We start from the raw sequence: 17,769 nt of genomic DNA, 5'->3' as shown, positions 1-17,769 counted from the left end.
TTATCTTGAAACCAAGTTTGATGGGGCGGGCGGCATTTCTCGGCCGCCTTCGGATCGTATTCAAAGTCATTTCCTGGGTAGCGGTAGTCCCATTGGTCGCATCAGCGGCTTTGACGGTTGCCATGCTTTCAGAGGATCGCGCGGCATTCGAACCTACTTTCGTTAACTCGACCGGCGACATCTTGGAACAAGCGGGCCTGGCTCGCTGGCAGTTTCTGACATGGGCCGCGGCCATCGTTGCCCTCTTGTTTGCGGCGCTGGTCTGGCTCGCCTGGATATATTTCGCCACGAGGTTCCTCCGGATCGTCGGCGTGGAGCCGCCGCGCTACGGTCCGCTATCGGCCGTCGCCCTGCATTTCCTTCCCATTGTCGCCCATGTGATGCCGATGGTGATCATGTCGGAGCTGGAGCGGGTGACGCGCGATCCGCTGCGATGGCGAGATCTTCCCGCAAATTGGCTGCCGGCGACGAGTTGGCTGGCTGGACGGCTATCGCTCACTGCAATGGCGCTGACCGGAGTCTTTCAGGAGCGGGCGCAGACACCCCACCAATATTCTATGGCCTTGTGGCTCATGGTCTTGGCAACGGTTGGCTGTGCGGGCGGCGTCTATCTGTTCAACAGGTTTCTCAGCCGCATGCAGAGGCTGCAGATGGTCCTTGCCGTAAAGATCACAGAAGAACAGGCGCAGGGTCATTCGTGACGACGAACAAGACGGCTTAGGTCTTCAAACCACATCCGTGAGAGAATAGCCCATTTCCCAAACAACCTTGCGGGTGGGATAGGTGCCGGTCGGGAGCTGGCCTGCATAAATCTGCAGGAAGCGGCGGGTGCCGGCCGGCTCGGGTGGGGTCATGGCGACCGCATAATCGAAGAACAGCACCGTAAAGGCCAGGATGTTGATGATGGTTGCGGTGGTCTTCATGACGGTCCCTCGAAGCACGAGTGGTTGGTTGATCTTGAAGACGATATTGGCATGCGGAATCCGACTGCACAGTTTCCCAGGTGACACCGATACTAAAGTGTAAGTCACGCCGAAGCGCTTGATTATCATATGATTTTCGGGATTCTGCGGTATCGCAATTTCTGCCTAGCAAGTTCTGCCTAGCAACATCTTGGGACTCGGCCGGCGCACCCACATTTGATCAAGGCCAAGTCATTTTTCCTCAATGACATCAGGGGGCTGAAACGTTACTCTCGCACCAAACAATCGCGGGGGAGAATTCCAGCATGTCTACCGTCATCGGCGCCATCATCGGCGTGGCAGTCCTTTGGGCCATCCTGCTCTATAACGGCCTGGTCAAGGCGCGTCAGATGGCCGAGGAGGCGTGGTCGGGTATCGATGTCCAGCTGAAGCGCCGCGCCGACCTGATCCCCAACCTGATCGAAACGGTGAAGGGCTATGCGGCACATGAGAAGACCACGCTCGAAGAGGTGGTCGAACTGCGCAACAAGGCGCAAGCCGTGCCGGCGGGTGATGTCGCCACGCGCGGCATTGCCGAGAACATGCTGAGCCAGGCGCTCGGCCGGGTGATGGCGATCGCGGAAGCCTATCCCGACCTCAAGGCCAACGAGAATTTTCTCGAACTCCAGAATTCGCTCGACGGCATCGAAGGCGAGATCCAGATGGCGCGACGCTATTACAACGGCTCGGTGCGCGACCTCAATGTGAAAGTCGAGAGCTTTCCTTCCAACCTGATGGCGGGTCCGTTCGGCTTTACCAAGAAAACCTATTTCGAGATTGCCAACGAGGCCGATCGCGCCTTGCCGCAGGTCAAGTTCTGAGGGTGTCATGGGAGAAGAATCCCCCCCTCTGTCACTTCGTGACATCTCCCCCTCAAGGGGGGAGATTGGAGACTCGTTGCAACGCTCGTGCCTGCCAATACCGTTGAACAGGAAGCAAGGCCGCGCCTCCATCCAATCTGCCCCCTTGAGGGGGAGATGTCCGGCAGGACAGAGGGGAGTATCGAGCAGGATAACGCTTCTACTGTTCGCGCTGATTTCGCTTTTCCTTGCGGCAATCGCCCTCCCCGCCCACGCCGACGAGGTGATCGAATCCTTCCATGCGGCGATCGATCTTTCGCGCGCGGGCCGAATGACCGTGACCGAGACGATCCGCGTGCGGGCCGAGGGCTACAAGATCAAGCGCGGCATCTTCCGCGATTTTCCACTCACCTTCATGGGCGAGGACAACGAGCTTCACCGCGTCGATTTCTCTGTTGTCAGCATCGAGCGCAATGGAGCAAAGGACGATTACAAGACCGAGTCGATCAACGGCGGCGCGCGTATGCGCATCTATATCGGCAAGGAGGACGTGTTCCTGCCGCGCGGCGAATATATCTATTCGATCACCTACGAGACCGGCCGGCAGATACGCTACCGCAAGGATTTCGACGAGCTGTTCTGGAATGTCACCGGCAATGACTGGGAGTTTCCGATCCGCGAGGCCTCGGCGACGATCGTCCTGCCGGAGGGCGTGAGGGCCGAGGACACCGTATTCTTCACCGGCCCGCTGGGCGCCAAGGACAAGAATGCCCGCGTGCTGGAGGAAGGTAACGAGGTGTTCTTCGCGACCACGATCCCGCTCAACCTTCACGAAGGCCTGACCATCGGCGTCAAGCTCGCCAAGGGCGCGATCGATCCGCCCTCGTCAAACGACGAGACATGGTGGTGGATCAAGGACCGGGCGAACTCGATCCTGGCCGGCGTCGCATTTGCAATCGTGCTGCTCTATTTCCTCTGGCACTGGGTGCGGGTCGGCCGCGATCCGTCGCGTGGGGTGATCGTGCCGCGCTGGGATGCGCCGATGGGGCTGTCGCCGGCGCTGGTCAACTATGTCGCCAATCGCGGTTTTTCCAACGGTGGCTGGACGGCGTTTTCGGCTTCCGCGATCAATCTCGCGGTCAAGGGCCATATCGTGCTCGAGGACGTGAAGGAAAAGCTTGCCATGAAGCTTACGGACAAGATACCGGACAAGGCGCTGCCCTCGGGCGAGGACGTGATCTACGGTACGGTCGCCGGCGCGCGCACGCTCAAGATCGACAAGTCGAATGGCCGGACCTTGCAGACGATGGGAGACAAGTTCCGCATCTCGATCGACAAGGAACATACCGGCAAATATTACCGCTACAATCTCGGCATCATCGTCTGGGGCATCATCCTGACGATCGTCGCCTATCTCTCGGTGGTGTTTTTTGGCACGTTCGACACCGATATGCTGGGCCTGCTCGTCGTGCCGGCTTTCATCTTCGTCTTCGTCGCGGTCTTTTCGGCCGCGCTCATAGCGGTCATAAGGGCGGCGCCCGTGATGGTGATCAAGGTCATTGCCGGCTTGTTCCTGGCGATGTTCTGGCTGGGATTTGCGCTGATCATCACCGTCAGCGCCCTGGAACTGCTCAAGATCGCGAAATCGCCGGACGACATCATCGCGCTCGCCTGTTGCGGCGGCATGATCCTGGCGGCCGTTGTTTTCGTGACCTTCATGGGCGCCGCCACGCCGCTCGGCCGCCAGCTGATGGATGGCATCGAGGGGCTCAGGCTCTATCTCACCGTTGCCGAGAAGGACCGGATGAACCTGGCCGGCGCACCCGAAATGTCGCCGCAGCATTTCGAGAAAATGCTGCCTTATGCGGTGGCGCTCGGCGTCGAAAAACCGTGGGCCGAGCATTTCCAAACCTGGCTCGATGCGGCCGGCGTCAACCAGAATTACGATTACAAGCCGGGCTGGTATGCCGGCCGCGAATTCGACCACAAGCAGTTCGGCAACCGCATGTCGAGCTTCTCCAACTCGCTGTCGAGCGAGATTTCCTCGTCGCTGCCGCCTCCGCCCAAGAGCTCGTCATCCGGCTTTTCGTCGTCGTCGAGCAGCGGTGGTGGTGGGTCATCCGGCGGTGGCGGGGGTGGCGGCGGCGGTGGGGGCTGGTGAGGCTTCCTCTTCTCCCCTTGGGGAGAAGGTGGCGCGAAGCGCCGGATGAGGGGTTCTCATCTCGCCGCCGGCGCTTCGCGCAACCCCTCATCTGCCCTTCGGGCATCTTCTCCCCAAGGGGAGAAGCGGAGTCGAGCGGTTTTCTGCCCGCTCGCGATAACGATCGGCAGCGGCAATGGGGCCAGGTGCCCGCGTTCAATTCCCAGATGACATCCCTCCCAGAACTTGCTAGTTCCGGCTCGCAATTGTCGCCGACCGAAAGCCCGATAAATCCATGCCCGATCTTCTGCTTGAACTCCGCTCCGAGGAAATTCCCGCACGTATGCAGCGCAAGGCTGCCGGCGACCTGAAGAAGCTGTTGACCGATGCGCTGGTCGAAGCGGGCCTGACCTATGAGGGTGCGCGCGAATATTGGACGCCGCGCCGGCTGACGCTCGATATCCGCGGCCTGACCGCGCATTCCGCCGACTTGCGTGAAGAGAAGAAGGGGCCGAGCACCTCAGCACCGCAACAGGCGATCGACGGGTTTCTGCGCGGCGCGGGACTGACCTCCATCGACCAGGCCGAGACGCGGACCGATCCGAAGAAGGGCGATTTCTACGTTGCTGTGATCACCAAGCCCGGCCGCAGCGCCGAGGCGATCGTCGCCGATGTGATGCCCGGCATCATCCGCAATTTCCCCTGGCCGAAGAGCATGCGCTCGGGTGTGGCTTCGGCAAAGCCGGGGTCGCTGCGCTGGGTGCGGCCGCTGCAATCGATCGTCTGCATGTGGGGCACCGAGCACGACGAGACCACGGTCATCCCGTTCGAGGTCGATGGCATCGTGGCTTCCAATATCACCTATGGCCACCGCTTCCACGCGCCGGGTGCGATCACCGTGCGGCGTTTTTCGGATTATGTCTCCAGCCTCGAAAAGGCAAAGGTCGTGCTCGATGCCGAGCGCCGCAAGGAGATCATCCTGTCGGACGCCAGGAACATCACCTTCGCCTCGGGCCTGGATCTGGTCGAGGACGAGGCGCTGCTGGAAGAGGTCTCGGGGCTGGTGGAATATCCGCATGTGCTGATGGGCACGTTCGAGGAGGATTATCTGAAAATCCCGGCCGAGATCATCCGGCTGACGATCAAGACCAACCAGAAGTGTTTCGTGACCCGCAAGCAGGGCACCGACGAGCTTTCCAACCGCTTCATCCTGGTCTCGAATATCGAGGCGAAGGACGACGGCCGCGAGATCGTGCACGGCAATGGCAAGGTGGTGCGGGCGCGGCTTTCGGATGCGGCGCATTTCTACAAGCGCGACCAGGCCGATATGCCGGATCTGCACGAGTTGGCGGCCTCGGCTGCGACGTTCGGGCTGGATTTGAAGAAGCCGCTCGACCAGCGGATGGCGAAGCTCGATCATCTCAATGTGACGTTCCATGCCAAGCTCGGGACGCAAGGCGCAAGGGTGGAACGTATCCGGGCGCTGGCGGCGGAGCTGGCCAAGGTGACGGGCGCCGACCCTGTTAAGGTCGATCGCGCCGCCGTGCTGGCCAAGGCCGATCTGCGCACCGAGGCGGTGGGCGAATTTCCTGAATTGCAGGGCCTGATGGGCCGGCGCTATGCGCTGCTACAGGGCGAGGATGCATCCGTGGCTGCTGCGATCGAAGAGCATTGGAAGCCGAATGGGCCTTCGGATCGCGTACCGACCGATGTGGTATCTGTGACCATCGCGCTGGCTGACAAGCTGGATACGCTGGTGGGCTTCTGGGCGATTGATGAGAAGCCGACGGGGTCCAAGGATCCCTATGCGCTGCGCCGTGCGGCGCTTGGCGTGATCAGGATATTGTTGGAGAACAACATCCGGCTCAAGCTTCTACCAGTTTTGATGACCTTAAATCTTCGGTGGTTCCCAGCCTCTGTACAGCCCGACGTAAAGATTCTGCTTGAAGGCATTTCGCCTCTTAATGGCCGGGCCGCCATTGAGGAAGCTGCGCTCTTTACCATGCTGTCGGCCACAGCTGCGTATTCGAACAGCACATTTACCCCAGCACCTAGCTATTATTCGATACTGCACTTCTTCCACGACCGCCTCAAGGTCTATCTCCGCGACACTGGCAAGCGGCACGACATTGTCGACGCCGTGCTGACCGAGGATGCCGACGACCTGCTGACCATCGTGCGCCGCGCCGAAGCTCTGGCCAAGTTCATCGACACCGAAGACGGCAAGAACCTGCTGGCAGGCACCAAGCGCGCCACGCAATTGCTTGCCGCCGAGGAGAAGAAGGGCACCAGGATTGCCGACAGGATCGACCTGCACCTGCTGACGCTGCCGGCCGAGAAAAGCCTGCATGCGGCGATCGTCAATGCCTCGCAGGATGCGGCCGGCGCTGTGGCCCGCGAGGATTTTGGCGCGGCGATGGAAGCGCTCTCGAAGCTCCGCGGGCCGGTCGACACGTTCTTCAACGATGTGCTGGTGAATGACGAAAACGCCGATATCAGGGCCAACCGCCTGGCACTGCTTTCGGCCATTCGCGCCGCGACCGCGACGGTTGCCGACTTCTCGAAGATTTCTGGATAGGCCGCGCCCTCTCGGGGCGTGGTGTGGAAGCCCCGTCCGCAATACCTTCCAGGGCCGATCACCTTTATTTGACTTCGCCGCCGTGAATGCGACGAAATCCACCCCATATTGTGCGGCAAGAGATTTCAATTGCAGCGGGCGGGTATTCAATGGCTTTGACCAGGACGATCAGAAAAACCGTCAAGGCGCGCATCCAGTCGGATGACGGCTTCCGCTACGCGCTGTTCTCCCACGCCGTGGAAGTGATGCTGGCGGACGACATGGCAACCGCCAAGAGCGTGCTCAAGGACTATATCGACGCCACGATCGGCTTCGAGGACCTCGCCACGGAATCCGGCCTGACGGTGCGCCACCTCAAGCGCATGTTCCAGCCTGCGGGCAATCCGCGCGCGGGCGAGATGTTCAGGGTGATCGGCATATTGCAGCGGCACCAGGGGATTCAGCTGGAGGTCAGCACGGCGGCGTGAGGGCTGGACACTTGCGATTGGTAACGGATATGTTACTAATTGCGTATGAAGCTCGTTGAATATGTCGACAGTCTGGGACGAAATCCATTCGGCAAATGGTATGCCAGGCTTGATGCGACCGCTGCCACGAAAGTGACGACCTCACTCATTCGTCTGGAGGCCGGGACCATTCGAACGTCAAATCGGTCGGTCATGGCGTTTACGAATGCAAGATCAATTTCGGCCCCGGTTATCGAATCTATTTCGGCTATGAAGGCAAGGAATTGATCATCCTGGTGGCAGGTGGCAGCAAGGCGCGTCAACAAAACGATATCGCCGAGGCGCAATCCCGATGGCGTGACTATAAACAAAGGAAACCGTAATGGCGTTGACAAGAGATTTCCGGGAGACGGTCAGGGCTCGCATCCAGGCGGATTCGGCATTTCGTGCAGCGTTGCTGTCCGAGGCGGTCGAACTCCTGCTGACGGGCGACATATCGACCGGCAAGAGCATCCTGCGTGACTATGTCAACGCTACAATCGGCTTCGAAGCCCTGTCCACTGAGACCGGCCTGCCGACCAAGAGCCTGATGCGCATGCTGAGCAAGACCGGCAACCCGCGCGCTGACAACCTGTTCAATGTCATCGCAGCACTGCAAAAGCACCAGGGTATCCAACTCTCTGTCAGCACGGCGGCGTGAGGGCTACCGCCCCTCCCTGATCACCCATGCGGGTATCAGCTCCGATCTGAGCTTCCGCACTGATGACGCCTTGGCGAGCGCCGAGAGCCCCATGCCCGGCTTGGCGAGCGCGGCCGCCTGGCGCTTCGGCATCAGGAAGCCGAGTTCCAGCACGCCCTTGCGTTTCCAGCGCTTGAGGAACGGCCGGGGAAAGCTGCGCGAAGGCGAGAAGCGCGCGGGCACCTTGGCGAGCGAGGCATATTCCAGCACTTCCTCGATCCAGCCAGCCTGCGGCCGGGCGCCGGGTTCGAGCAGCATCAGCCATTCGCCGCGCGCCGAGCGCAGCACCTCATGCAGGTCCCATTTGTCGACGAAGCGGCAGCCGGCGGCATCGGCTACGCGCGCCGAACCGTCGCGCGAACCATTGTCCAGCACGATCACGTCGCTCACCAGGCCATCGACGGCGCCGGAGACGAGAACGGCGAGCGTATAGGCAAGTTCGGGCTCGTTATCCCGGCATTCGATTAAAACAGTCAGCATTGCTCACCCATAATTGAAGCCCCGCAAAATTGCGAGTCGGTAATTTTGTTCTTGCAATGTTCTCTTTTTCACGATAGGAAAATAATCATCGAGAGGCGGAGATTCGCCTCCCCGGAGAAGCCAATGATCAACATGTCGCTCGCGCGGCAGGCTGCATTCGCGCCTGCCAACACGGCAGATATTGCCGATAGCCTGCTGAAGGAATCCGGTCTGAGGATCGAGATCGACCGCCGCCGCGGACGTGGTGCCGGGCTCAATCCATCGGGCCGGTTCGAGCCTCGGGAACGCGAGGTGCTCGACGACGGCTGGCAGACCTTCGAGACGCTGGAGCCGTTCAAGACCGAAGTGCAGGTGGAGAGGCCGCGCGCCATCATCACCCGCAACGACAGTCCCGACATTCCCTTCGACCGCTCGATCAATCCCTATCGCGGCTGCGAGCATGGCTGCATCTACTGCTTCGCGCGGCCGACGCATGCCTATATGGGCCTGTCTCCGGGGCTGGATTTCGAATCCAAGCTGTTTGCCAAGCCGGATGCGGCAAAGCTGCTGGAGCGGGAGCTTTCCAAGCCGGGCTACAAGCCGAGGACCATCGCGATCGGCACCAATACCGATCCCTACCAGCCGATCGAGAAGGAATGGCGGATCATGCGCCAGATCCTCGAAGTGCTGGCGGCTGCCAATCATCCGGTGGCAATCGTGACGAAGTCGGCGCTGATCATGCGGGATATCGATATCCTCGCCAAGATGGCGGAGAAGGGGCTGGCGAGGGCCGCGCTCTCGGTCACCACCATGGACCGGAAGCTCGCACGGCTGATGGAACCGAGGGCATCGACGCCGACCAAACGGCTCGAAGCGATCAAGGCGATGAGCGAAGCGGGCATTCCGACCGCCGTTATGGCGTCGCCGATGATCCCGGCACTCAACGACCATGAGCTTGAGCGCATCCTCGATGCAGGCGCTGCTGCTGGTGCGAAAGAGGCGAGCTATGTGCTGCTGCGTCTGCCACTGGAAGTGAGCCCGCTGTTCCGCGACTGGCTGCTGCGCCATTATCCGGATCGCTACAGGCACGTGATGAGCCTGGTGCGCTCGATGCGCGGCGGAAAGGACTATGACGCCGAATTCGGCAAGCGGATGAAGGGCACGGGTCCCTATGCCTGGCAGATCAGCCGCCGTTTCGAACTCGCCGCCAAGAAATACGGACTGACCCGGCGCACGATTGGGCTCAATAGCGATCTCTTCGTGCCGCCGAGCGGCCATGGCGTGCAGCTCTCGCTGCTCTGAATTTGGCATCAACGCTTTCCAGCCGGGGTCTGGCATCCCCGCCCGCTTGGGTTCCGGCTGGGAATACATGATGGGAGCACTCCGCCAGTGCTCCTGTCATGACGAGCATGTTGTAACAACATGCTCGTGGTCCCGGTGCGCCGCCCTTGCACTGGGACTTGCAGGGAATCGGATGAATGTGCGAACTATCCCGCATGGCTCGTATGATCTCATCCGATTCCCTTCCCTTTCCCGAGGAGGAGATTGTTCCCACCTTCCGGTTTGAGAGGGGGCTGATGCGCGACGGCTTCCTGCCGGTCGCTGGGGTCGATGAAGCTGGCCGTGGCCCTCTGGCTGGGCCGGTCGTGGCGAGTGCCGTCATCCTCGACCCGCGAAAAATCCCGAAAGGCCTCAACGATTCCAAGCAATTGACCGCAGCGAGACGGGAAGAGCTTTACGAGGAAATCCTGGCGACGGCGGATGTGGCGATCTCGTCGCTGAGCGCCATCGCGATCGACCGGACAAACATACTCAAGGCGAGCCTTGAGGCGATGCGGCGAGCCGTGGCGTCACTCCCCAAGCGGGCGAAGTTCGTGCTGATCGACGGCCGCGACGTACCGCCGGGGCTCACCTGCCCCGGCAAGGCGCTGGTGAAGGGCGACGCGCGGTCCTTCTCCATCGCCGCCGCCTCGATCGTCGCCAAGGTGACGCGTGACCGAATGATGCAGGCCGCCGGGCTCACCTTCCCGCAATACGGCTTCGAGCAGCATGCCGGTTATGCGACGGAGGTGCACCGTGAAGCGATCACCAATCATGGACCATGTGCGATCCACCGCATGACCTTCAGCCCGTTCCGGCTGATACCCTGACGCGACCCTGCTTGTCGCGCATACTGCTTGCTCGCATTCGCCCAATCCAGTTACATCGTTTTTTGTCCGGTGCCTTTCGAGGAGAATCGGGAAGCCGGTCAAAAATCCGGCGCGTGCCCAACGCTGTGAGGGGGATGGTTTCGCGATATGCCACTGGGAAACCGGGAAGGCCGCGAGCGCCAGCTGAACCCAAGCCAGAAGACCGGCCGGACATGATAGCTGAGGGGCGCGGACGGTCCCTGCGGTGCCAAACCATGTGGGGGACACATGCAGGCCGAACCGTTACGCCACCTCGCTACCGCGGGACCATTTTCCGAAGCCGAACGCGCCGCCGTCTATCGCGCCATCTATTCGAGACGCGACGTGCGCAATGAATTCCTGCCTGATCCGATTCCGGACGAACTACTGCAGCGCCTACTGGCGGCGGCGCATGCGGCGCCGTCCGTCGGCTACATGCAGCCGTGGAATTTCATCGTTATCCGTGATGAGGCGCGGCGCCAAGCGGTGCACGGGATATTCCATGAAGCCAATATCGAGGCGGCCGATAAGCTGGAGGGCGAGCAGAAGCTCAAATATATGAGCCTGAAGCTCGAAGGCATTCTCAAGGCGCCACTCAATATCTGCATCACCTGCGACCGCAAGCGCGGCGGCGATTTCGTACTTGGCCGCACTCACAATCCCAGTATGGACCTCTATTCGACCGTCTGCGCGGTGCAGAACTTCTGGCTCGCGGCGCGGGCCGAAGGCGTGGGCGTCGGCTGGGTCAGCATTTTCGATCATGATCGGCTGAAACAGGAGCTCGGCATTCCCGACAGCGTCGAGATCATCGCCTATCTCTGCGTCGGCTATGTCGACCAGCTGTATTCGAAGCCGGAACTGGCCGTGAAGGGGTGGCGGGAGAAATTGCCGCTGGAGAAGCTCGTCTACCAAGAGCACTGGCCGGAGACGTCGCATGTGCTGGACTTTTATCGCGTGGTGGAATGCCGGGCGCGACCGGGATGAAGGGACGTGGCGTGCTGTTTGTTTCGGAGATAGCCACATCCGAGACGTCATGCTCGGGCTTGTCCCGAGCATCTGGTGACGCCCAATAAGGATGTTTCGTCAGTGGATTACGGCGCCGGCACCAGATCCGAGGGACAAGCCCTAGGATGACGTCGTGGGTGAGTTGGCGCCATGCCGAACACTGACCTCGGAGGCAGAAAACGAAAGGCCCCGCGCGGTGGCAGGGCCTTCAAACCATTCAACTGAAAGCTAAGCCTCAGTTCAACCTTGTCTTCACTTCGCCGACGGCGTTGTTGAAGAGCGCGGCACCGGCCTTGTCGTCGAGCTTGCTTGATATCAGCTTCTCGGCGGCGGCGATGGCGAGATCGACGGCTGCGGCGCGGACGGCGTTGACGGCTTCCGATTCAGCGTTCTTGATCTTCTGCTCGGAAAGCGCGGTACGGCGGGCGACATAATCCTCGGTCTTCTGCCTGGCCTCAGTGGCAAGGGTCGCTGCTTCGCGCTGGGCGGCGGCGACGATTTGCTCGGCTTCGGATTCGGCTTCCTTGCGCTTCTTCTGGTATTCAGCCAACAGCGCCTGGGCTTCGTCGCGCAGGCGCTTGGCCGCGTCGAGTTCGGCGGCGATCTTGGCCGCGCGCTCGTCGAGGCTCTTGGTGATCATCCTCGGCACGCCGAGATAGATTACCAGCCCGATAAAGAGGACAAGAGCGACCTGTGCCCAGATCTGGGCCCACATAGTTGCATCGAACATTGCGATCCCTCTCTTTAGGCCTTGAGCGCGCCGACAGCCGACTTGACATCCGCCTTGGTGACGGAGACGCCGGTCAGTTGTTCAACGATCTGCGCTGCGGTGTCCTCGGCGACAACCGCCACTTCGGAAAGCGCCCTGTTCTTGATTTCATTGATGCTGACTTCGGCATCGGCAATCTTCTTCGAAATATCCGCATCCAGCTTTGTTCGCTCGGCGGCTGCCTCGGCTTTGGCCTTCTCGCGGGCTTCGGCAGCGATCGCATTGCCCTTGGCACGGGCCTCGGCGAGCTCCTGTTCGTATTTCGCGATAGCGGCGTCCGCCTCGTCCTTCATGCGGGTCGCTTCGGCGAGATCAGAGGCGATTCGGCTTTCGCGCGTCTCGATGATGCCGGACAGGCGCGGCGTAATGTGCTTGGCGACCAGATAATAGAAGATGCCAAATGTGATCGCGAGCCAGAGGATCTGCGACGGAAAATGGGACGGATCGAACGGCGGGAAAGCTTCGTGTTCAACTTCGTGAACAGCAGTCGTCGTTGTATTATGCGCGTCACTTGTCGCGGGCGCTGCTGCATCCGTGGCAGCCGTGGCTGACAGAGCATATGCTGTCGTCACAAACATTCCAACCTCCAGGCCAAGAGGGCCGGTATCAAAAACGGATCACGGGGCAATGAGCCCCGCAACGCTTATGCTTTGTCGCAGCCGATCAGCCGAACAGGGCGAGAAGGGCGATGAGCAGCGAGAAGATGCCCAGAGCTTCCGTAACGGCGAAGCCGAAGATCAGGCGGCCGAACTGGCCATCTGCTGCAGACGGATTGCGAAGAGCGCCGGCCAGGTAGTTGCCGAAAATCGTGCCGAGGCCGATGCCTGCGCCACCCATGCCCAGGCATGCAATACCGGCGCCGATGTACTTTGCTGCTTCCGCGTCCATTGTAGAACTCCTTTAAGTCGTTTGTTGCGGCTATTCCAGCGGAGCGGGCGCGCTCCGCGTGTTCGGTGAAACTCAGTGCCCCGGATGGAGCGCGTCGTTGAGATACATGCAGGTCAGAACCGCAAACACATAGGCCTGCAGGAAGGCGACCAGGAATTCGAGGCCGGTGAGACCGATGGTCATCAGCAGCGGCAGGATGGCGCCGGCAATGCCGAGCGGGCCAAGCATGCCGAGCGAGAAGACGAAGCCGGCGAAGACCTTGAGCGTGATGTGACCGGCGAGCAGGTTCGCGAAGAGACGAACCGAGAGGCTGACCGGACGAGAGAGGAAGGAAATGATCTCGATAAACGTCACGAGCGGGATCAGGACCATCGGCACGCCCGAGGGCACGAAGATGCTGAAGAATTTGAAGCCGTGCTTGTAGATACCGTAAACGACGACCGTGCCGATCACCAACAAAGCGAGGCAGATGGTGACGATGATCTGCGAGCCGACGGTGAAGAAGCCGGGGATCATGCCGAAGAAATTGGAAACGAGCACGAAGAGGAAGAGCGAGAAAACCAGCGGAAAGAACTTCTCGCCACCGTGGCCGGTCGCGTCCTTCAGCATTTTCGCCACAAATTCATAGGAGAGTTCGGCAATCGACTGCCAGCGGCCGGGAATGACGGCCTTCGGCGCGGAGGCCCAGAGCAGGAAGGCTGTCGCCACGACCACCGTCAGGACCATGAAGAGGCCGGAATTGGTGAAGTCGTACCTGCCCAGATCCACGATCGTGTTGAGGTGGAACTGGTGGATGGGATCTACCTTGTCTGGTGTCGCCACGTCTGATCTCTCTCGCTTCGCATTTCTACAGCCGGCGGCGGGCGCCTACTGCTTGTCTTTATCCCTGTGCTTTCCGATCCGGTCCACCGGATGCGGCGAACTGACCTTGCCGGTCGTGCGCAACACATTCAGTACACCGGCAACAAAGCCGAGGAGGACAAAAACGATCAATCCCCATGGCTTCGTCGGAAGAAGAAGGTCCAGAAGGTAACCGAGGATCCCTCCCACCACGATGGCGGAAATGAATTCGGAGGAAATTTTCAAAGCCTCGGAGTAGCCTTTGCGGCTAACATCACTAGACTTTTCGATCCCCTCGTCTTTCGGCCGCGCCTGCTCAAGCTTCTGATGAAGGCTATCGCGTCGCTCTTCCAGACTATCCTTGCGGTCCGTCTCCATACCTGACCTCCATTGGAGGCCGAGCCTTAGCCGAGGAAACCCGAGCCCACAAGCTGAATTTCAACTGCCGTGAGAGGTGGAGACCCCCGCCTTCAAGCCGCGTGCAACATAGTTACACTCCGTGATTTCGTCAAGGCGACGAGGAATGAAATTAAGGGGGAATTTATTCATAAAAATCAACGATTTAGCTGATTCAAAAGAAGATTCTTCGATTTGCGGTGCAGCAAGCGGCGCTGAAGACCGCCCGCGCGAAGAATCTGTCAGCTCCAACCGCCGTAGCGGGTGCGGTAGAAGATGTGCAGGCCGATGCGCCCGACCTTCTTCATCGTGCGTCCCCAGTTCGGCCGCACGTAGGTGGCGTGGTAGTGCGTCGAATCGCCGACTTCCTTGAGATAGATCTTGCCGGCGGTCACGGCCATCGCGATGTCCTTGGCCGTCTTGAACTTCGACTTGTCGGTCACGCGGTCGGGAATTCGGTCGCAGGCGAAGGAGAACTGACAACGGTTGCGCCAGTCTTCGTTCTGGTAGACGACGCCGCAGATCGTGTTCGGGAAGGTCGGATTGCGCACCCGGTTGAGCACGACCTGGGCCACGGCGGCCTGGCCCTTGAGTGGTTCGGTGATCGATTCGAAATAGATCGCCTCGGCGAGGCACTGCTGTTCCCTGGGCGTAAACACGCTTGCCGGCAGCACTGATGTCGCCCAGTTGTGATGGACGGCGTCGATCTTCGGCACGAAGCGCTTGGTCGTGTTCTCCGTCAGGATGGAATCGAAGGGCGAGACTTCGGCATAATCCGGCTCGGGGTTGGAATAGGCGGTGGCCAGGCTGTCCGCCTCGTCATTGGTCACCAGGCTCGCGAGCATGGCGGGGACGCCATAATCATCGACCTTGGCGCGGTTCTTGTGGAAGGCCAGCGCGATATCCATTCCCTTGTCAAGGATGTCAGACTTGATGAACGCCGTCTTCTGGTCTTCCATAGGCTCGGCCGAGAACAGGCTTGCCTGGCGGTCGAGGATGGTGCCGGCGGTGAAATCCTTAGGCGGCCGGATGCGCTCGACGGCGATGATGCGGCCCTTTTTGAGCCGCCGATTGACACGATCCTCGTCAGGGGTGACAGGGACGACCTTTTCGTTCGGCGAAAGCGCCACGAGTTTGCCGTCGGGCATCACCAAGCCGCGCGTTTTCGGCAGCGCTTCTTCCTCGTGATGGGCGAAGACCAGTTCTTCCTGATGGATGGAGCCTGCGGGGGAATCGACCATGAAGCTGCGCCAGCTCTCACCCTTGGTGAGGTTCGCTGATATCATCGAGGCGATATCGGCTTGCGCCGCGGCATTCGGAAAACTCATGAGGCCGGCAAGTGCAAAGATCGACGGGGCGAGCCATTTCGAATAGATCATGCCCGAACGCCGCGACTTAGATTTACGCTTTGACACAGGAACGCTACCCCACTCTGCAACAAGAACCAGTGTGGACGATAGTGATGCATTAACCTTGATGATTGGTTAACCGTTAAATTAGGCACGTCGAATGTATGCGCAAAACTATAGCGTTTCGTGAAAATCAATATTCCCGGCCCTTGTTCCGTCCCGTATCCCGAGCCTGCAAAGAGCCGATGAACATGGCGAAAAAACGTCTCCCGGCATCCCAATATCTTGTTGGGGCGCCGGGAGCCGAAATGTCGCAGTTCGCTAATATGTGGAATATTTGTCTCAGACCGAGACATGCGCACCAAGTTCGACAACGCGGTTGGCGGGCAAGCGGAAGTAGTCGGAGGGGTCGGTCGCCGCACCTGCAAGCGCGATGAACAGCCTGTCCTGCCAGGCCGGCATGCCGGAATTGGCGTCGGCGATCAGCTTGCGCCGGCCGAGATAGAAGGATGTCGACATGATGTCGAACTTCAGCCCGGTCTTGCGCAGATGCGCCAGCGCCTGGGAGACGTTCTGGGTTTCCTGGAAGCCGAAATTCAGTTCGAGCAGCTGGAAGTGTTCGGAGATGCGTTCGATCTTGCCGCGTTCCTCGAGCGGCACACGCGGCCGGTTCTGCGTCCTGATCGTCAGGATCATGTTCTGGCTGTGCAGGACGTGATTGTGCTTGAGATTGTGCAGAAGCGCCGCTGGCGTCGATTTCGGATCCGAGGTGAGGAAGATCGCTGTGCCGGGCACTTCGATGGGGCCATGTTCGGATTTCTTCTCGAGCGACCGGACGAAGGCATCGAGTGGAATGTGGGTACGGCGCGATTTCTCGAAGAGAATCCGCGTGCCGCGCCGCCATGTCCACATGATGACGACGAAGCAGCCTGCGATCAGAACCGGCACATAGCCGCCGTGATGCAGCTTGGTGAGGTTCGAACCGAGGAAGATCGATTCGATGCAAAGCAGGGGCGCGACCAGCATCAGCGCCTGCGGACGGCTCCACTTCCAGAAGATGCGCAGGAAATTATAGAACAGGATGGTGGTGACCACCATGTCGCCCGTCACCGCGATACCATAGGCCACGGCGAGCGATTCCGACGAGCGGAACATCAGCACCAGCGCCATGACGCCGAACAGCAGGATCGTGTTGACCGCCGGCAGGTAGATCTGGCCGGTGTTGGATTCCGACGTGTGATAGATTTCCATGCGTGGCAAGAAGCCGAGATGGATCGCCTGCCGAGCGAGCGAGAAGGCGCCCGTGATCACCGACTGGCTGGCAATGACCGTTGCGACCGTCGCGAGGATGACGGCCGGGAAGCGGATCGCCTCCGGGAACATGAGGTAGAACGGGTCGGACAGCGCTGACGGGTCGTGCAGCACCAGAGCGCCCTGCCCCAGATAGTTCAAGATCAGCGCCGGGAAGATCAGAGCGAACCAGGCGAGCCGGATGGGCGCCCGCCCGAAATGGCCGAGATCGGCATAAAGCGCCTCGGCGCCGGTGACGGCCAGGAAGACCGAACCGAGCACGACGAAGCCGACGACGCCGCTGTTGAACAGGAACCAGACGCCGTAATAGGGATTGAAGGCGTTGAGAACGCCCCAGTCATCCTGGATGTGATAGATGCCGATGCCGGCGAGCACGAGGAACCAGAAGGCGGTGATCGGGCCGAAAAAGGCCGACACGGCAGCGGTGCCGCGCGACTGCACCGCAAACAGGCACACAAGGATGACGACCGAGATCGGCACGACGAATTCGTGCATGCCGGGCGCCACGAATTTCAGGCCTTCCACCGCCGACAGAACCGACAGCGCGGGCGTGATCATGGCGTCACCCAGGAAGAGCGAGGCGCCGACCACGCCGATCATGAAGAGCAGGCCCGCGCGCTTTTCCGAAACGGACTTGGTCACCAGCGATAGCAGCGACAGCGTGCCGCCTTCGCCATCGTTGTCCGCCCTGAGCAGGAAGATGACATATTTGAGCGTCACGATGATTGTCAGCGCCCAGAAGAAGAGCGAGATCAGGCCGATGATCTCGGTGCGATCGACGCCGTCATGCGAGACCGGCCGGAGCGCTTCGCGGAACGCATAGAGCGGGCTGGTGCCGATGTCGCCATAGACCACGCCCACCGAGCCGAGCGCCAGCGTGAGCAGTTTCCTCGTCGGCATCGGACCTTTATGGGAGCCG

At 60.4% G+C, this 17,769-nt stretch carries 19 protein-coding genes and 1 riboswitch; of the genes, 10 read left to right on the top strand and 9 right to left on the bottom strand.

The genetic code is table 11. The features are described 5' to 3' along the window. The first annotated feature begins 20 nt into the window (after positions 1–20). The gene (locus IHQ71_RS05310) at positions 21–701 is read left to right on the top strand and encodes a DUF4328 domain-containing protein (protein ID WP_258160912.1); all 681 of its coding nucleotides are present in this window, start codon (positions 21–23) and stop codon (positions 699–701) included. A 24-nt stretch (positions 702–725) separates the two neighbouring features. Here IHQ71_RS05310 and IHQ71_RS05305 read toward each other — a convergent pair whose 3' ends face one another. Then, positions 726–923 (bottom strand): hypothetical protein, encoded by a 198-nt coding sequence (locus IHQ71_RS05305; RefSeq protein ID WP_258160911.1) that lies wholly within the window; start codon positions 921–923, stop codon positions 726–728. A gap of 305 nt (positions 924–1,228) precedes the next feature. On the opposite strand from IHQ71_RS05305, the gene IHQ71_RS05300 reads away from it, so the two are divergent. The 6 genes from IHQ71_RS05300 (at position 1,229) to IHQ71_RS05275 (ending at position 7,626) form a co-directional block, all read left to right on the top strand. Further along, positions 1,229–1,783: a LemA family protein gene (locus tag IHQ71_RS05300; protein ID WP_258160910.1), complete on the top strand. Its 555-nt coding sequence runs from the start codon at positions 1,229–1,231 to the stop codon at positions 1,781–1,783. 262 nt (positions 1,784–2,045) lie between these two features. Beyond that, positions 2,046–3,923: a DUF2207 domain-containing protein gene (locus IHQ71_RS05295; protein WP_374989960.1), complete on the top strand. Its 1,878-nt coding sequence runs from the start codon at positions 2,046–2,048 to the stop codon at positions 3,921–3,923. A gap of 274 nt (positions 3,924–4,197) precedes the next feature. Continuing rightward, complete coding sequence (gene glyS / locus IHQ71_RS05290; protein WP_258160909.1) at positions 4,198–6,480, top strand: glycine--tRNA ligase subunit beta; 2,283 nt, start codon at positions 4,198–4,200, stop codon at positions 6,478–6,480. Positions 6,481–6,629: 149 nt separating this feature from the next. Continuing rightward, a complete protein-coding gene (locus IHQ71_RS05285) occupies positions 6,630–6,947 on the top strand; it encodes a transcriptional regulator (protein WP_258160908.1) in 318 nt (105 codons plus the stop codon). A 212-nt stretch (positions 6,948–7,159) separates the two neighbouring features. Then, positions 7,160–7,309 carry an addiction module killer protein gene (locus IHQ71_RS05280; protein ID WP_258162750.1) on the top strand — a complete coding sequence of 50 codons (150 nt, stop codon included), beginning with the start codon at positions 7,160–7,162 and terminating at the stop codon, positions 7,307–7,309. Next, on the top strand, positions 7,309–7,626 hold the full coding sequence (locus tag IHQ71_RS05275; RefSeq protein ID WP_258160907.1) for a DNA-binding protein: 318 nt from the start codon (positions 7,309–7,311) through the stop codon (positions 7,624–7,626). Before IHQ71_RS05280 ends, IHQ71_RS05275 begins: the two co-directional genes overlap by 1 nt. Positions 7,627–7,629: 3 nt before the next feature. Here IHQ71_RS05275 and IHQ71_RS05270 read toward each other — a convergent pair whose 3' ends face one another. Continuing rightward, on the bottom strand, positions 7,630–8,145 hold the full coding sequence (locus IHQ71_RS05270) for a glycosyltransferase family 2 protein (protein ID WP_258160906.1): 516 nt from the start codon (positions 8,143–8,145) through the stop codon (positions 7,630–7,632). Between the two features lie 123 nt (positions 8,146–8,268). Here IHQ71_RS05270 and IHQ71_RS05265 point away from each other — a divergent pair, with 123 nt between their 5' ends. The 3 genes from IHQ71_RS05265 (at position 8,269) to bluB (ending at position 11,276) form a co-directional block, all read left to right on the top strand. After that, on the top strand, positions 8,269–9,426 hold the full coding sequence (locus tag IHQ71_RS05265) for a PA0069 family radical SAM protein (RefSeq protein WP_258160905.1): 1,158 nt from the start codon (positions 8,269–8,271) through the stop codon (positions 9,424–9,426). Positions 9,427–9,620: 194 nt separating this feature from the next. Further along, entirely contained in the window at positions 9,621–10,274 is a 654-nt protein-coding gene (locus IHQ71_RS05260; RefSeq protein ID WP_258162749.1) for a ribonuclease HII, read from the top strand. Positions 10,275–10,324: 50 nt separating this feature from the next. Further along, positions 10,325–10,500, top strand: a riboswitch (cobalamin riboswitch). A 41-nt stretch (positions 10,501–10,541) separates the two neighbouring features. Next, positions 10,542–11,276, top strand: coding sequence for a 5,6-dimethylbenzimidazole synthase (gene bluB, locus IHQ71_RS05255; RefSeq protein WP_258160904.1), 735 nt, complete (start codon positions 10,542–10,544; stop codon positions 11,274–11,276). A 256-nt stretch (positions 11,277–11,532) separates the two neighbouring features. Here the strand turns inward: bluB and IHQ71_RS05250 are convergent, their stop codons facing one another. The 7 genes from IHQ71_RS05250 to IHQ71_RS05220 all read right to left on the bottom strand — a co-directional run bounded on the left by IHQ71_RS05250 (position 11,533) and on the right by IHQ71_RS05220 (position 17,750). Next, on the bottom strand, positions 11,533–12,027 hold the full coding sequence (locus IHQ71_RS05250) for a F0F1 ATP synthase subunit B (RefSeq protein ID WP_374989959.1): 495 nt from the start codon (positions 12,025–12,027) through the stop codon (positions 11,533–11,535). A 14-nt stretch (positions 12,028–12,041) separates the two neighbouring features. Beyond that, complete coding sequence (locus IHQ71_RS05245) at positions 12,042–12,644, bottom strand: F0F1 ATP synthase subunit B (protein ID WP_258160903.1); 603 nt, start codon at positions 12,642–12,644, stop codon at positions 12,042–12,044. An 85-nt stretch (positions 12,645–12,729) separates the two neighbouring features. Next, positions 12,730–12,954: a F0F1 ATP synthase subunit C gene (locus IHQ71_RS05240; RefSeq protein ID WP_099306389.1), complete on the bottom strand. Its 225-nt coding sequence runs from the start codon at positions 12,952–12,954 to the stop codon at positions 12,730–12,732. A gap of 72 nt (positions 12,955–13,026) precedes the next feature. Beyond that, positions 13,027–13,776, bottom strand: coding sequence for a F0F1 ATP synthase subunit A (locus tag IHQ71_RS05235; RefSeq protein WP_258160902.1), 750 nt, complete (start codon positions 13,774–13,776; stop codon positions 13,027–13,029). Between the two features lie 45 nt (positions 13,777–13,821). Further along, positions 13,822–14,172, bottom strand: a complete 351-nt coding sequence (locus tag IHQ71_RS05230) for an AtpZ/AtpI family protein (RefSeq protein WP_258160901.1) — start codon at positions 14,170–14,172, stop codon at positions 13,822–13,824. 260 nt (positions 14,173–14,432) lie between these two features. Continuing rightward, a complete protein-coding gene (locus tag IHQ71_RS05225; RefSeq protein ID WP_258160900.1) occupies positions 14,433–15,569 on the bottom strand; it encodes a cell wall hydrolase in 1,137 nt (378 codons plus the stop codon). 312 nt (positions 15,570–15,881) lie between these two features. After that, positions 15,882–17,750 carry a potassium transporter Kup gene (locus tag IHQ71_RS05220; protein WP_258160899.1) on the bottom strand — a complete coding sequence of 623 codons (1,869 nt, stop codon included), beginning with the start codon at positions 17,748–17,750 and terminating at the stop codon, positions 15,882–15,884. Between the last annotated feature and the right edge of the window lie 19 nt (positions 17,751–17,769).

This window comes from Rhizobium sp. TH2 (assembly GCF_024707525.1).
Lineage (GTDB): Bacteria > Pseudomonadota > Alphaproteobacteria > Rhizobiales > Rhizobiaceae > Rhizobium_E.
The sequence above is the reverse complement of the archived record's forward strand: the minus strand, read 5'-3'. Positions and strand labels throughout refer to the sequence as shown.

What these genes read in the sequence shown, in the direction of transcription:
- IHQ71_RS05310 (WP_258160912.1), top strand. Translation starts at nt 21, where the DNA reads ATGGGGCGGGCGGCATTTCTCGGCCGCCTTCGGATCGTATTCAAAGTC.
- IHQ71_RS05305 (WP_258160911.1), bottom strand. Translation starts at nt 923, where the DNA reads ATGAAGACCACCGCAACCATCATCAACATCCTGGCCTTTACGGTGCTG.
- IHQ71_RS05300 (WP_258160910.1), top strand. Translation starts at nt 1,229, where the DNA reads ATGTCTACCGTCATCGGCGCCATCATCGGCGTGGCAGTCCTTTGGGCC.
- glyS (WP_258160909.1), top strand. Translation starts at nt 4,198, where the DNA reads ATGCCCGATCTTCTGCTTGAACTCCGCTCCGAGGAAATTCCCGCACGT.
- IHQ71_RS05285 (WP_258160908.1), top strand. Translation starts at nt 6,630, where the DNA reads ATGGCTTTGACCAGGACGATCAGAAAAACCGTCAAGGCGCGCATCCAG.
- IHQ71_RS05275 (WP_258160907.1), top strand. Translation starts at nt 7,309, where the DNA reads ATGGCGTTGACAAGAGATTTCCGGGAGACGGTCAGGGCTCGCATCCAG.
- IHQ71_RS05270 (WP_258160906.1), bottom strand. Translation starts at nt 8,145, where the DNA reads ATGCTGACTGTTTTAATCGAATGCCGGGATAACGAGCCCGAACTTGCC.
- IHQ71_RS05265 (WP_258160905.1), top strand. Translation starts at nt 8,269, where the DNA reads ATGATCAACATGTCGCTCGCGCGGCAGGCTGCATTCGCGCCTGCCAAC.
- IHQ71_RS05260 (WP_258162749.1), top strand. Translation starts at nt 9,621, where the DNA reads ATGGCTCGTATGATCTCATCCGATTCCCTTCCCTTTCCCGAGGAGGAG.
- bluB (WP_258160904.1), top strand. Translation starts at nt 10,542, where the DNA reads ATGCAGGCCGAACCGTTACGCCACCTCGCTACCGCGGGACCATTTTCC.
- IHQ71_RS05250 (WP_374989959.1), bottom strand. Translation starts at nt 12,027, where the DNA reads ATGTTCGATGCAACTATGTGGGCCCAGATCTGGGCACAGGTCGCTCTT.
- IHQ71_RS05245 (WP_258160903.1), bottom strand. Translation starts at nt 12,644, where the DNA reads ATGTTTGTGACGACAGCATATGCTCTGTCAGCCACGGCTGCCACGGAT.
- IHQ71_RS05240 (WP_099306389.1), bottom strand. Translation starts at nt 12,954, where the DNA reads ATGGACGCGGAAGCAGCAAAGTACATCGGCGCCGGTATTGCATGCCTG.
- IHQ71_RS05230 (WP_258160901.1), bottom strand. Translation starts at nt 14,172, where the DNA reads ATGGAGACGGACCGCAAGGATAGTCTGGAAGAGCGACGCGATAGCCTT.
- IHQ71_RS05225 (WP_258160900.1), bottom strand. Translation starts at nt 15,569, where the DNA reads ATGATCTATTCGAAATGGCTCGCCCCGTCGATCTTTGCACTTGCCGGC.
- IHQ71_RS05220 (WP_258160899.1), bottom strand. Translation starts at nt 17,750, where the DNA reads ATGCCGACGAGGAAACTGCTCACGCTGGCGCTCGGCTCGGTGGGCGTG.